General features: G+C 70.8%; 11 protein-coding genes and 3 pseudogenes. 4 read left to right on the top strand and 10 right to left on the bottom strand.

The genetic code is table 11. The features are described from left to right. Positions 1-121: 121 nt before the first annotated feature. The 10 genes and pseudogenes from OG730_RS00520 to OG730_RS00475 all read right to left on the bottom strand — a co-directional run bounded on the left by OG730_RS00520 (position 122) and on the right by OG730_RS00475 (position 9,435). Positions 122-616: a flavin reductase family protein gene (locus OG730_RS00520; protein ID WP_327302192.1), complete on the bottom strand. Its 495-nt coding sequence runs from the start codon at positions 614-616 to the stop codon at positions 122-124. Positions 617-623: 7 nt separating this feature from the next. Beyond that, positions 624-1,085 (bottom strand): RidA family protein, encoded by a 462-nt coding sequence (locus tag OG730_RS00515; protein ID WP_327302191.1) that lies wholly within the window; start codon positions 1,083-1,085, stop codon positions 624-626. A gap of 24 nt (positions 1,086-1,109) precedes the next feature. After that, on the bottom strand, positions 1,110-1,772 hold the full coding sequence (locus OG730_RS00510; protein WP_327302190.1) for a pyridoxamine 5'-phosphate oxidase family protein: 663 nt from the start codon (positions 1,770-1,772) through the stop codon (positions 1,110-1,112). Between the two features lie 163 nt (positions 1,773-1,935). Further along, complete coding sequence (locus OG730_RS00505; protein ID WP_327302189.1) at positions 1,936-3,738, bottom strand: FUSC family protein; 1,803 nt, start codon at positions 3,736-3,738, stop codon at positions 1,936-1,938. Beyond that, entirely contained in the window at positions 3,738-4,820 is a 1,083-nt protein-coding gene (gene trpS / locus OG730_RS00500; RefSeq protein ID WP_327302188.1) for a tryptophan--tRNA ligase, read from the bottom strand. Before trpS ends, OG730_RS00505 begins: the two co-directional genes overlap by 1 nt. After that, the gene (locus tag OG730_RS00495) at positions 4,817-5,455 is read right to left on the bottom strand and encodes a GntR family transcriptional regulator (protein WP_327302187.1); all 639 of its coding nucleotides are present in this window, start codon (positions 5,453-5,455) and stop codon (positions 4,817-4,819) included. The genes trpS and OG730_RS00495 overlap by 4 nt, the downstream gene beginning before the upstream one ends. A 62-nt stretch (positions 5,456-5,517) precedes the next feature. Further along, the gene (locus OG730_RS00490; RefSeq protein ID WP_327302186.1) at positions 5,518-6,759 is read right to left on the bottom strand and encodes a PTS transporter subunit EIIC; all 1,242 of its coding nucleotides are present in this window, start codon (positions 6,757-6,759) and stop codon (positions 5,518-5,520) included. 210 nt (positions 6,760-6,969) lie between these two features. Then, positions 6,970-7,719, bottom strand: a complete 750-nt coding sequence (locus tag OG730_RS00485) for a GntR family transcriptional regulator (RefSeq protein ID WP_327302185.1) — start codon at positions 7,717-7,719, stop codon at positions 6,970-6,972. Positions 7,720-8,433: 714 nt separating this feature from the next. Continuing rightward, on the bottom strand, positions 8,434-8,832 hold the full coding sequence (locus OG730_RS00480) for an acyl carrier protein (protein WP_327302184.1): 399 nt from the start codon (positions 8,830-8,832) through the stop codon (positions 8,434-8,436). Then, positions 8,832-9,435, bottom strand: a pseudogene (locus OG730_RS00475) (AMP-binding protein). The gene OG730_RS00480 and the pseudogene OG730_RS00475 overlap by 1 nt, the downstream one beginning before the upstream one ends. Positions 9,436-9,732: 297 nt before the next feature. Here OG730_RS00475 and OG730_RS00470 point away from each other — a divergent pair. The 4 genes and pseudogenes from OG730_RS00470 to OG730_RS00455 all read left to right on the top strand — a co-directional run bounded on the left by OG730_RS00470 (position 9,733) and on the right by OG730_RS00455 (position 12,388). Next, complete coding sequence (locus OG730_RS00470; protein ID WP_327302183.1) at positions 9,733-10,122, top strand: hypothetical protein; 390 nt, start codon at positions 9,733-9,735, stop codon at positions 10,120-10,122. Positions 10,123-10,697: 575 nt separating this feature from the next. Further along, positions 10,698-11,297: pseudogene (locus tag OG730_RS00465) on the top strand (transposase); the annotation flags it as partial. A gap of 111 nt (positions 11,298-11,408) precedes the next feature. Continuing rightward, positions 11,409-11,708, top strand: a pseudogene (locus OG730_RS00460) (hypothetical protein); the annotation flags it as partial. A gap of 140 nt (positions 11,709-11,848) precedes the next feature. After that, positions 11,849-12,388 carry a TIGR04222 domain-containing membrane protein gene (locus OG730_RS00455; protein WP_327302182.1) on the top strand — a complete coding sequence of 180 codons (540 nt, stop codon included), beginning with the start codon at positions 11,849-11,851 and terminating at the stop codon, positions 12,386-12,388. Positions 12,389-13,044 lie beyond the last annotated feature (656 nt).

Raw genomic sequence — 13,044 nt, 5'->3', positions numbered from 1 at the left:
ATCCGTCAGCGGCCCCCCGGTATCCGGTTCCCGGAGACGCGCCCACATGTCATGGACGGCTAAGACACGGGTACTTGCGCCGAACGGCGCCTGCGCGATTCTGCCCTCGGTTCCATCAGTTTCAGGACAGGTGCCAGCCCAGGCGGCGTTTGAAGTAGACGAGGGGCTCGCCGCCCTCGATCTTGAGTCCGGCTACCTGGCCGACGGCGATCGCGTGGTCGGCGAAGGGTGTGAACATCACGGTCCGGCACCGCAGGTAGGCCATGGAGCCGCTGACCCGGGGTACCGTGCCGTCCCATTCCCAGGCGATGCCGGTGAACTTGTCGTCCTGGTGGCCGGCGAAGATGCCGGCGAGTTCCGTCTGGTCGGATGCGAGGAGGTGCACTCCGAACTCTTCGGCCTCTCGCAGCAGGCTGTAGGTCCGCGCGGTGCGGCTGACCGCCAGCATGACGGTCGCGGGGTCCGTGCCGTACGAGGTGATCGAGGAGACGAGAAGCCCGCCGGGTACACCCTGTGGGCTGCTCACGGTCACGACGGCCACCCCGGAGACGAGGTGGGCCATCGTTTCGCGGAAGTCGCCCAGCGCGTCCTGGCTGCCGGACGGTGCGTTCGGCATGTGGGCTTCAGACCTCGAATTGGACGTCGATGACGACGGGGGCGTTCTGGGAGAGCATGGCGACTCCGACGGCGCTGCGCGCGTGGATGCCGGCTGCTCCGGTGAACGCCGTGGCGAACAGTTCGCTGGCCCCGTTGATGACCGCGGGCGGGGAGGTGAAGGAGGGGTCGCCGTTCACGTAGCCGACGACCTTGACGACCTGCTTGACGGTGGAGAGGTCCCCGACGGCGGACTTCAGGGCGGCCAGGGCGTTCAGGGCGCACTGCCGGGCGGCTTCCGTGGCCTGCTCGGGGGTGACCTCGGCGCCGACTTCGCCGACGTGGATCAGCTTGTCGTCGATCGTGGGCAGCTGGCCGGACACGAACACGTAGGGGCCGTTGCGCAGGGCAGGGGTGTAGGCGGCCACGGGCGTCGCGATCGCCGGAAGGATGTGACCGGCTTCGGCCAGTCGTTCTTCGGGAGTGTTCATCAGGGGTTCTCCGTCCGGGGGTGGTCAGTTCTGGCGGAAGCGGTGGATGGACGGGTCGTAGTGGGGGGCGGGGAAGCGGTCGCCGGTGATCGTGTCGGGGACGGGGGTGCCGGGGGTGGTGGTCAGCGGAATCCAGCCCGCCCAGGATTCGATGTGGTCGTCCTTGGGTTCGTCCCGGGCGAAGCCCTCGCGGACCTTCATCGAGAATTCCGTGATCGGCATGGTCAGGCAGGCGGTGTACCGGGCTTCCTCGACGTTGGGGCGGCGGGCGGCATGCGGCCCGGACAGCCGGCCCGGGATGACGCTCTCCACGACGTCGGCGAGGGCGTCGGCGCGTTCCTGCTCGTCCTCGATCGCCGTGGCGGTCCCGAAGATCATGGCGGAGCGGTAGGCCGCCGAGTGGTGGGAGGAGGCCCGGCCCAGGATCACGCCGTCGATCAGGGTCGCGGTCACGCACAGTGGCGCGCCGGACGCGGCGGTGGTGATGAACCGGCCGAACGCGGAGCCGTGCAGAAGGAGCTGATCACCCACCCGCATGTGCAGGGTGGGGATGACCACCGGGCCGAGGTCGGTGTTGAAGCCGACATGGACGGCGAGGGCCTCGTCGAGGATCGCGTAGACCGCGTCCCGTTCGTAGGTGACCCGCTCGGGATACCGATTCGCAGTAGTACGCTCTGTGGCCGACATGTTCGTAAATGTACGGTCTTGGTCATGGTGGCTCGGGTTGAGACGCCGCCGAATACCTGCATTGGCCCCAACGCCGTCGACGACAAGAGCCTGGATCAGCGCCTGCCGCGCGGCGATCCGCCACCACTGGAGGACTGAGCCGACCTGACTGGTGCGAAGTGGGTCAGCGCGGGCTGCGCACCCGGCGGGGCCGGTGTTCCCGCAGCCGCTCGGCTCGTCGGCGCAGCTCCGCGGACAGGTCCCGGGTCATCTCCTGGGCCGCTGGCGGAGTGCCGTGGTGACTCGTGGCGGCCAGGCTGGTGAGGCGGGTGATCGCGGCGTCCGCGTACGCGAGTTCGTCCTGCCGCGCTCGGAGGGTGTGGTGGTGGCGCGGGTCGGTGCGCAGACGGACCAGTTCGTTACGGACGGCGGCGAGGTCGCCGTGGATCCGGCGGCGCATGGTGTGGAGAGTCCCGGCATCACGGTCGTGTTCCAGCGCGTCGGCGTAGGCGGCGATGGTCTCGTGGGCGTTCGCCAGCCGGTGGTCCACTCTGGCGCGGCTGTCCTCGGGCCACAGCAGATATCCGACGACGAAGGCGACGGCGCAGCCGATCACGGTGTCGAGCAGGCGTGCTTGGGGGACGGTGGAGCCTGCTTGGCCCAGCGGGTCGGCGAGCAGCAGCATGACCGGGGTGAGGAAGAGGGTCTGCAGGGCGTAGTTGCGGCGGGCGTACGCCTGGAGGAGGCCGGTCAGGACGACGGTGGCGGCGATGCGCCACCATCCCGCGGGGCAGAGCGCGATGACGGCGAGACCGATCAGGACTCCGGCGATGGTCCCGACGGCGCGGGTCACCAGCCGGGCCGGCACCGTGCCGAGACCGGGCCGCACCACGAGGGCGACGGTAAGCACCAGCCAGCCGGAGTGCGGCAGGCCGCTGAACGAGGCGACCGCCTGGGCGGTTGCCAGGCATGCCGTCAGGCGCAGGGCGTAGCGCCGGGCCACCGGGTCGCCGATGCGCGCGGCCAGCGCGTCGCCCAGGCGTCGCCTGAGCGTGGGGCGCGACGGGAGCAGGGACGTCTGCCCGGCGGCCGCCTCCCGGTCCGGCTGGGCAAGGGCGGTGACAGCGGCGTGCAGGGCGCGTAGTGCCGGTACCTTCGGGACGGGCGGAAGAGCGATCGAAGCCGCACCGGCATCCGCCTCCACGGCAGCGGCGACCTGGCGCACCACGTCCGGATACTCGGCCGGTGCCTTCATGGCCGGGGCCGCGGCGATGACCTCGACGAGAGACTCCAGACGGCCGGCCAACCGGGCCGCGGTGGTGCCCGGCCGGGGTGCGGACAGGCGGCGGACGATCACGGTGTCGTAGGCGGCGTCCATGGCCTCGGTCACCCTGTGACGGCGCTCGGTCCAGGTGCCCTCGGTAGCCTCGAGAAGGTCGGCGACGCTCCGCACCGCTCCCACGACGGCCCGCCGTTCCGCTCGCCCGGGATGGCGCAGCGCGTCGGCCAGGGAGAGCAGCATCAGCGGGATCCCGCCGAGAAGGAACAGCAGGGGTACCTGCCACCACGGCGGGGTGGTGGGCAGCCCGAGCCCCATGGCGGTCGCCAGCAGCAGCACCAGAGCGGTCATGTCGCTGATCCGGCCCACCGTCGACATCAGCCCCGAGACCAGGGCGACGAGGGCGACCAGCAGGATCTGCGCCCACGCCTCGCCTCCGGTGAGCCGGCCCAGGGCCAGTCCGATCGCGCCGCCGAGCTGCGGGAGCAGCAGGGTGAGGGCGCGGGTGCGCCACGGCGCGGATGAATCGTCAGCGACCGCACCGTAGGCGCCGAGAGCGGCCGCCGCTCCCAGGTCGGGCCGCCCGGCCGCCTGGCCGAGAGCCAGCGGCAGCAGCATGCCGACAGCGCCGCGTGCCACCAGGGCGCGGTCCACCGGCACCGCCCGGACCCGGACTGTGTGCCGCAGCCACTGCGGGCCGCGGGTCATCAGTAAGCCATCCCCATGGCGGCACGGACCTCGGCCAGGGTGGTCTCGGCGACGGCGTTGGCGCGCTCGTTGCCGCGCCGCAGGACCTCGCGTACGTGGCCGCGGTCGGCCGCGAGCTGCGTACGGCGCGTCCGCAGGGGGGCGAGGTGTTCGTTGACGGCCTCGGTGGCGACCTTCTTCAGCTGGGCCGCGCCGCCGTCGCCGATCTCCTCCGCGAGCGTCTGCGGGTCGCGGTCCTGGCACAGCGCGGCGAGCAGCACGAGGCTGGAGACCTCGGGGCGGGCGGCCGGGTCGTAGGTGATGCGGCGGACGGCGTCGGTCTTGGCGCCCTTGAGGAGGCGGGCCGTTTCGTCTGCGGTGGCCGACAGGGTGATCGCGTTGCCCCGGGACTTGCTCATCTTGGTTCCGTCGGTGCCGAGCAGCAGCGGTGCGGCGGACAGGAGGGCTTCGGGTTCGGGGAAGACCGGCCCGTTCGCCCCGTAACGCTCGTTGAATCGGCGGGCGATGGTGCGGGTGACCTCCAGGTGCGGGAGCTGGTCCTGGCCCACGGGCACCACCCCGGCCTTGCAGAAGAGGATGTCGGCGGCCTGGTGCACCGGGTAGGTGAACATCAGCCCGCTGACCGAGGCCTGCCGGGAGTGCGCGATCTCGTCCTTGACGGTGGGGTTGCGGCGCAGTTCCGCCACCGACACCAGGGAGAGGAAGGGCAGCAGGAGCTGGTTGAGGGCGGGCAGCACGCTGTGCGCGAAGACCGTGGAGCGTTCGGGGTCGATGCCGGCGGCCAGGTAGTCGAGGACGAGTTCCTCGACGTGCTCGCCGAGGCGGTCGGCCACGTCGCGGTCGGTGAGCACCTGGTAGTCGGCCACGATCACGAAGGTGTCCACGCCCAGGTCCTGGAGCCGTACCCGGCCCTGCAGGGTCCCGAAGTAGTGCCCGAGGTGCAGCCGCCCGGTCGGCCGGTCGCCGGTCAGGACCCGGAAGCTCCCCGGATCGGCGGCGATCCGCTCCTCCAGCTCGGCACTGCGCCGACGCGCGACGGAGAGGTCCGGGGCGGTGGGGCCCTCTGGGGCATGCGTGCTCATGGGGTTCTCCCTACTCGGTGGGGCGTGGGCACCTGAGGCTGGCGGTCCTGGGCCGCCTGGCCCGCGCCGGACCCGCGGGCGGACCCGCGCACCGGTGTTCCGGCGGCGCCGTGCGGATCGAGGATTGCTTGCGCGGCCAGCAGTTCGACAGCCCTCCTGATCGTGTGGTGGGAGACTCCGTACTCGGTGGTGAGCCGCTGCCGGGACGGCAGTGTCGCTTCGATCTCACCGTGCTCGATGCGGTTCCGCAGGTCGTGCGCGACCGTCCGGTAGACCGCCGTGTGCGCCGCCGCGTGGGCGGTCCCTTCCCCGCGCGCCGGCGCGGGGGCGTCGGCAGGCTCTACGGGGCCCTGCCCGGGCACCGCTGTCGGTGGGGCGGCGGCCGCTCGGAGCACGAGGGGGGAGTGCAGGGCGCGTGGACGCAGGCGGGTGTGCGCGGCCCGCAGGACGAACTGCGCCGTGGCGGCAGGCACGCGGTAGGGGCGGGCGATGGCCCCGACCTCAAGGAGGGACGCGGCCGTGGCGGCGGGTTCGACCCGCGCGATCCGCTGGACGAGGTCGTCCGCCAGGCCCCGGTAGTGCGGGGCATGAAGGTGCGAGTGGGGGCGGGGGATCGCCTGGGTGTGGGGGTTCACGGCTCGCTCTCTGTCCTTCGCGTCCTACGTGCGCCTTCCGGTGCGGTGCGGGTTCGCGCCGCTCAGGCCGACGGCGGGTCGCTCTCGTCGTCCGGTTCGCGGCCGGGGGTCTGGAGGTCGAACTTGGTGATGATGAAGCGGAACACCGTGTAGTAGACGGCGGCGAAGCACGCGCCGATCGGGAGGATCAGCCACGGTTTGACCGCGAGCTTCCAGTTCAGCAGGTAGTCGATCAGGCCGGCCGAGAAGCCGAATCCGTCGTGCACGCCCAGGCCCCAGGTCACGGCCATCGACACCCCGGTGAGGACCGCGTGCACCGCGTACAGCGCGGGGGCCAGGAAGAGGAAGGTGAACTCGATGGGCTCGGTGACGCCCGTGATGAACGAGGTGAGCGCGAGCGAGATCATCATGCCCATGACGGCCTTGCGGCGGTGGGGCCTGGCGCAGTGGGCGATGGCGATCGCGGCGGCGGGCAGGCCGAACATCATGATCGGGAAGAAGCCGGACATGAACTGGCCCGCGGTCGGGTCGCCCGCGAAGAAGCGGGGGATCTCGCCGTGCACGATCGAGCCGTCGAGCTTGGTGAAGGAACCGACCTGCTGCTGGAAGAACGTGTTGAGGAACTGGTGCATGCCGACGGGTATGAGGCCGCGGTTGAAGACCCCGTAGACCCCGGAACCCACCGCGCCGAGGCCGATCAGCCACTCGCTGAAGGAGCCCAGCGCCTTGCCGACCGGGCCCCAGGCCAGGCCGAAGAGCACGCCGAAGCAGGTGCCGATGAAGGCCATGAGGATCGGCACGAGGCGGCGGCCGTTGAAGAAGCCGAGCCAGTCGACCAGCTTGGTCCGGCGGAAGCGCTGCCAGACGATCGCGCTGACCAGGCCGACGAGGATGCCGCCGAGTACGCCGGGGTCCTGCGGCGTGCCCTTGGGCAGCAGCTCGGTGACGGAGCCGTCGACGGGGAAGGCCGTGAGCACGTTCTTGTAGACGAGGAAGCCGACCAGGGCCGCGAGCGCGGTCGAGCCGTCGGCCTTCTTCGCGTAGCCGATGGCCACACCCACGCAGAACAGCAGCGGGAGGTTGGCGAAGACGCCGTTGCCGGCGGTGGCGAAGACGTCGGCGAGCTTGCCCCAGTGCAGGCCGTCCTTGCCGAAGACGTCGTCCTGGCCGAGCCGCAGCAGGATCGCGGCGGCGGGCAGCACGGCCACCGGCAGCTGCAGACTGCGGCCGACCTTCTGCATGCCCTGCATCAGCCCGGCACCCCGCTTCTTCGCGGGCGGGGCAGCAGCCGTGGTCGTACTCATCGCCGGTTCCTCCTGAACGCATGGGGATGCCCTGGACCGGGGTGGGGTCGGAGTGGCATCCGGGGGCTGCAACCTGTACCAGATGCAGACCAGATCAATTCAGGTATAGCCGATGAACACGGACAATTGGGCGCCCTGGTGAGAAATGGGGGAGTTCGGAAGGGGCCTTTCCGACCAAGGGCCCGGCGCGGCGGGTCGATGGCCCCGCGCTCAGCCGAGGGTGAGCCGCACTTCATAGCGGTCGGCCCGGTACGTCTCCCGGCTGTAGGCGCACGGCAGTCCGGCGGAGTCGAGCGAGAGCCGCCGCGTGTTCAGTACGGGCGAGGGGCCGCTCAGGTCGAGGAGCCGTTTCTGCTCGGCGTCGGCGAGGGCCGCGCGGGCCGTGTACCGGGCGCCGACGGGTACGTGACCGGCGGCGGCCAGCAGTCCGAAGAGGGACGCGGTGGTGAAGTCGGCCCCGGCGACGGCCGGGGCCACGGCGAGCGGGACCAGGTCGTGCGTCACACACACCGGCAGGCCGTCCAGGAGCCGCACCCGGCGCAGCTCGAACAGTGCGGCGCCAGTCGGGACCTGCAGGGGCTCGGCCTCCCGTGAGGTGGCTGCCCGGGTGCGGCGGGCCAGCACGCGCGCCGTGACCGCCCGGCCAAGACGCCGGTTCACCTCGCCGAAGCCGTCCAGGGCGGAGCTGTCCGCGGAGTGACTGAAGCCGACCCGTTTCACCCGCCAGCCGCGTCGCTCGGAGGATTCGACCAGGCCGTCCTCGGCGAGTTCCTTGAGGGTGCGGCGCAGGGTGGTGCGGCTGATGCCGAGCTGTTCGCAGAGGTACCGCTCGGAGGGCAGCCGCTGCTCCGGGGCGAGGGCGCCGGCCGCGATGGCGTGCGCCAGGGCCTGCTTGGCCAGGACGTACGGCGGCTGGGCGCCATCGGGGGCCACGGGGCTGAATGCGGGCTCTACGGGCATGGCGGCTTCCACTCTGAGTAGGCGGACGCCCCCTGGAGAGGGGGCGAAGGGAAGGTGGAGCGGACCGAAGGGCCGTTCGTTCATCTGGTATGCCTCTGGTATATCTGAGGGGGTAGGCAGGGGGGACGTGCCACACCGAGGGCCTTGGCCCCGACGGCCTCAACGGGAAGGACCCCCCTTTTTTCATGTCCCGCATCCTCGACCTCGGCAGCTCCACATGACGCGGGTGCAGTGGGCGACCGTGTCCTGGAGGCGAGCGGGATTGCCCCCGAGGAACGCCTCGGCCGCGGGCAGGGCCGTCGTGTCGGTGGTCTTGTCCAACGGGGGACGCGGCGGCTCCGGCGGGCTGTGCGATCAGGGCCCAGGCCAGGGCCGTACAGGAGGCGGAGACGGCAAGGGCAGGTGGCAGGGACTTCATCGGGACTCGCATGCCTCGATCACCGGGCCCCCACGACACGGACCCTGGAAACGATCACGGAGGTGCCGGGGCGGCTCCCGTGTCCGGCCCGCGCGAAGCCCCCCCCGAACGGGAAACCTGCCGGTGCTCGTGATGGCGGGGTGTGTCAACGAGAGAAGCCGCGGTCGATGGTCGAGGAATGGGCCCGCGCCGAGGCCATGCCGTCCGACACGGAGGTTATCCACCCCCACATGGCGAGCTACGTGGACCATCGTCAAACCGGCAAGCCGGGACTGGCAACGGGAGGCAACGCCTTGTTACTCGGGGAGAGAGCTGCACCCATCGGCGATCGCGGTGGCGATTTCGATCGGGGTGCGGTGCCGGAAGATGACCGCGGCCGGCACGGCCCGCCCCAGGACCCGTGACATGGCGGAGGCAGCGTGGACGGCTGTAAAGGATGTCGCGCCCACGCTGAAGATGTCGGTGTCGGCCCCGACGGGCGCGGCAATGAGCCGGTGAAGATGGTCCAGCTCAGGCACGTGCAGGACGGTGCCAGGGACGAAGTGGCCCGGCAGGGCGTCGGCGACAGCTTGGCGCACGAGGTCCGGGGAGGGGGCCGCTGCGCCGGTGTAGTAGGCGGCGATGCTGTGGTGCGTGGGGCCGTCGATGGGCAGAGGCAGGACTGCGACGCTGTCGATGCCGGGCAGAGCGCCCATCACGCGCTCGACCTCGCTTGCGGGTCGCTTAGGTAGCCGAGCGCCAGGCCGGCCCCTGCCACGGCGATCTCGCCGGGCGTTCCATCTGGTACGGGGTGCAGGTGCCGGTCCAGCAGCCAGATCTGGGTCTGTGCGATCGGTGTGCCGATGGGCATCTCGCGCTCAGTCGCCACAGGGTGTGTCACTGGATGGAAGGTGGTGGCGATGGTGGCCTCGGCCGGGCCGTAGCCGTGCAGCAGACGAATACCGCGGTGGCGATCGGCGACCTTGGCCCAATGCCTCGCCGACCCGCGCTCTCCGCCGGACATGACCACGCTGAGACCGTCGAAGGCGTCGAGGTCCTAAATCGGCGATGAGGTTGAACAGGGTGGTGGTCAGGAACACGGTGTTCGCACCTCGCGCAACACCATCGCGCAGACCCGTGGTGTCCAGCGGGCCGTCGTGGAGGATTACGGTGCCGCCGTGAACCAGTGGGGCCCACACCTCCATAGCGAAGATGTCCCAGGCGGGCGAGGCGACTTGGAGCATGGACGTGTGGCAGCCGAACGCCAGAAGCGGGTCGTGCGCGAGGACACGGGCGATGCCGGCGTGGCGGGCCAGCACACCCTTGAACGCTGAGTTGGACCGACTTGGGGTGGGTGCATGTTCGGTGCGGGTGCCTTGCTGGGGTGCTTCGCGGGGTTTTGGTATGTGATCGTGTGGCTGGCTTCTACCGTCGCGGGTGACGAGCCCGCCGAGGTGCGCGGGCGTTGAGGCGAGAGTGGGCGGAAGCGGCGCCGTCGTTGATGGCCGCCGTTGCAGCCCGAGCAGACAAGGCCCAGATGTGGGCCGGGCGAGACGGTGGCTGCGGCCCACCGGATTTCCGGTCGGTCAGGCCGGCATGCCAACTAGGATTGATCCATGACTAGTCGACGTCAGCTGATACTTCGTCTGTCACTGCCCCTGCCCCTGCTGTTGGCGTCCACGCTCCCCCTGGCGGCCTGCAGCTCGACGCCTTCCAAGGCCACGGTGGCGGCGCGCGACTTCGCCAAGTCCGCCTGCTCCTCCCTGCAGCAGCTGACCGACCACCTCGCCCGCCCCCGGCCGTCAAATCTGACCGACCCCTACTACCAGACCGCCGAGCAGTACCTGAACGCGGCGACCAACCGCGCCGCCGACGCGGCTCAACAGGACCACGTCTACCAGGAGTTCGCCGACACCCTGCACCGGGCGGCCGAAACCTGGCAGGTCACTTCCACGCTGGACGAGGCCGAGCCGCTGATCGAGCAGGCGCGGAAGGAGAAGTGCTGACGCTCTCGGCGTGAACCTAGTCGGGTGCAGACCTTCTGGGCGTGTCTGTTCGTCCTGGCTGACCTGCGGTTGCCCCTTCCAGCCCCTCAGGCCAAACCCCTGGTGCTCGGACCACTCCTTCGAGCAGGAGTTCACCAGAGGTGTGACCAGCGGGAATGTGCGGCATGCGGAACCTCCACGGCCACCTCGAGCCATCCCGCGCCCGCCAGTGGTGCTCGGGCACCTGCGGCAAAGAGCGATCCTCCGGCGAGCCGGACTCCGGGATGGCGCGGCTCAAGCCCCTGCCGGTCCAGCTTCGCTGTCACAGGTCACTGGGCAAGCCCTCAGGCGCCCGGTTCCGCAGAGAGTTGCACGGATCGGTCACAACCCCTGACCTGCGGTTTGACCGATGGCGGAGCCTGGATCGGTCACGCGGACCCTGCGACCGGTGACTGTGACCGATGAGGGGTCAGGGCATCGGGCAAGCCGAACGTTCTCCTGGACAAGCCCGCCGTCCAGCAGGCTTGCCCACCCCTCTGCCCGGCCCGGGCCTTGGCTCCCGCTATGTAGGTGGGCTTGGGCATATTCCTGACCGTGACGCCGAGGTCGAGCGCCTCCACGCCGCCCTGCGCGTCCCGCAGATGCGCCAGCTCCCGCTGGTCGAGAGCGCAATGGGCCGCCAGGCCCTGGCCCTGCTGGGTAAATTCGAGGCCGCCTGCACCGCCGCCGCCGACCTCGCCGAAGCCTCCGTCCAGCTGTTCGAGCGGCACCACGACGCCGCGGTCATCACCAGCTTCCCCGGCCTCGGCACGCTCAGCGGCGCCCGGGTCCTCGCCGAGATCGGCGACGACCGCACCCGCTTCGCCGGCGCCAAGGCCCGCAAGGCATACGCCGGATCAGCGCCCGTCACCCGCGCCTCCGGCAAGAGCCACGCGGTCATGGTCCGCCGGGTCAAGAACCAGCGGCTCGCCGCCGTCGGCTACGTCTGGGCCTTCGCCTCTCTCACCGCCTCGCCCGGCGCCAGGGCCCCCTGCGACCGCCGACGCAAGGCCGGCGACCGCCACAGCTCCGCCCAGGGAAACCTCTACAACCGGCTCCTCGGTTGCCTCCACCCCTGCCTGGCCACGGGCACGCCCTACAACGAGACCACCGCCTTCCCGGCTCCGCCCAAGATCGAACTGGCCATCGCCGCTTGACCCGTTAACCCCATCGGATGTCTCCTTCCCATGCGATAGCCATGGGAAAGAGCTCCCTTCGTATCGGCAGCCGGCGCCTGGCTTGTCGGTGGCGGCCGGGAGGCTGGTCGGATGAACGACAGTGACGAGCAGCTGCTGCGCGGACGGGTGTACGGCCGCGACCACGACGACGTCAACCCGGGTCCGCTGCCGCACCAGACGTACGCCGTGCTCGTGGGTGGGCCGCTGGACGGACTGCTGCTCGACATCACGGGCTGGCGGCCGGAGGAGATCGAGGACGGTGCCGCCCTGATCACCGAACTGGGGCGGTGGCCCGGCGGCCGGGCGCTTTACGACCCGCGCCCCGGGGAGTCCGCTCCGGCTGGCGGCCCGGGGGTGGTGTGCCGCTTGTACTACTCCGCCGGCACACCCCGACCACTGCCGGCAGGGTGTTCCGGTGCTGGGGCGGGCTGTTCTGTGCCGCCCCAAGTTGATTGCATGCCATCAGGCTTTGAGGGATCGGGAAGGCTGCACTGCCAGGGGGCAGATGCGGGCCGTGACGGGGGGCTGGTATGCGGTGGGTGTTCCGGTGGATCGTCAGGGGATCGGGCGAGACGAGACCCCTGGACGTGTATGACGTCGCGTTCCTGGCGGGCGGGCCCCGGCATGTGGTGGACAGTGCGGTCACCGCGCTGCACCAGCGTGAGCTGCTCGTGGTGCAGAGCGCACAGGTTCATGCGGTGGAGGGGAGGCAGCCTCTGCATCCGGTCGAGCGCGCGATGGTCGTCTTCTGCAGGCGCCCGACGGGCATCGAGCTCGTACGAGCGGTCCTTGAGCGCTCCCCGGAGGTTGAGGAGATCGGCCGCGGGTTGGCCACGTGGGGTCTGGTGGCAGGCGGGGAGCGTCAGATGACCCCTGCGGGCCGGCGGCATCTCCAAGAGGCCCGGCTTGACCCGCGCATGCTGGAGTACGTCTTCCCTCATCGCACCCCGCGCTGGGAAGGGGCCGCGCCACGCCCAGCGGGCCAGTCCCGAAGACGGTCGGGCGGCAATCGTCGTCACGGCGGTCCCGGCCCCGGCCTGGATTCGGATACGCACTCCGGCGGCGAGTGAGGCCCACCGGCCACGGGCCCGGCCGGAGCCGCGCGAAGCCATCCGGTTCGTGGCTGGGGTCTGCCAGGTACCGCTGCACTGGCAGACCCCAGTACTCCGAGCTGTGTGATTCAGAGCCCGCATCCGACACCGCTTGGAGCGCCGGACACGGGTGCGCATCCCCCGTACGCGGTCAACGAGCCGATGACGGGACGGTTGGCGCGCGAGGGGCCCGCACATGCGTGCAGAACCGTTTCTGTGGTGGGTCGTTGAAAGGGTCGAGCTCCCCCGGAGTGCACGCATGGGCGCCTTCCCCCGGCGCCCCCGTATTCCTGGGAGTTCACGGCATCAGGGCCGCGGTGACAGGACCGCCCCTCGTGCCATGCGCCCGGCAGCCCACCCCCTCCCCGGACTGCCGGGCGCCCTGAGGCGTAGTCGTGGGTGAGGTGCCTCTGGGCAAGGGCTATCGCGGAGGTATGCCGGGACCAACCCACCCCGGAGCCTGATGTGGCAGGGCTCTCTGGCCGAATCCGCGAGCGAGGTCCGGCCTGGCGGGAAAGGCTATTGGTGCCAGGTTCGAGGGGCGGTGAAGGAGGCCATCCCGAGTGGTTCTGTCCCCGCCCTTCGAGCCGATGCTCGCCCAGGCCGCCGAGTAGGTCACCGGCTCCGGCGTCCTG

Origin of the sequence: Streptomyces sp. NBC_01298, from assembly GCF_035978755.1 — a bacterium.
Taxonomy (GTDB): Bacteria; Actinomycetota; Actinomycetes; order Streptomycetales; family Streptomycetaceae; genus Streptomyces.
The sequence above is the reverse complement of the archived record's forward strand: the minus strand, read 5'-3'. Positions and strand labels throughout refer to the sequence as shown.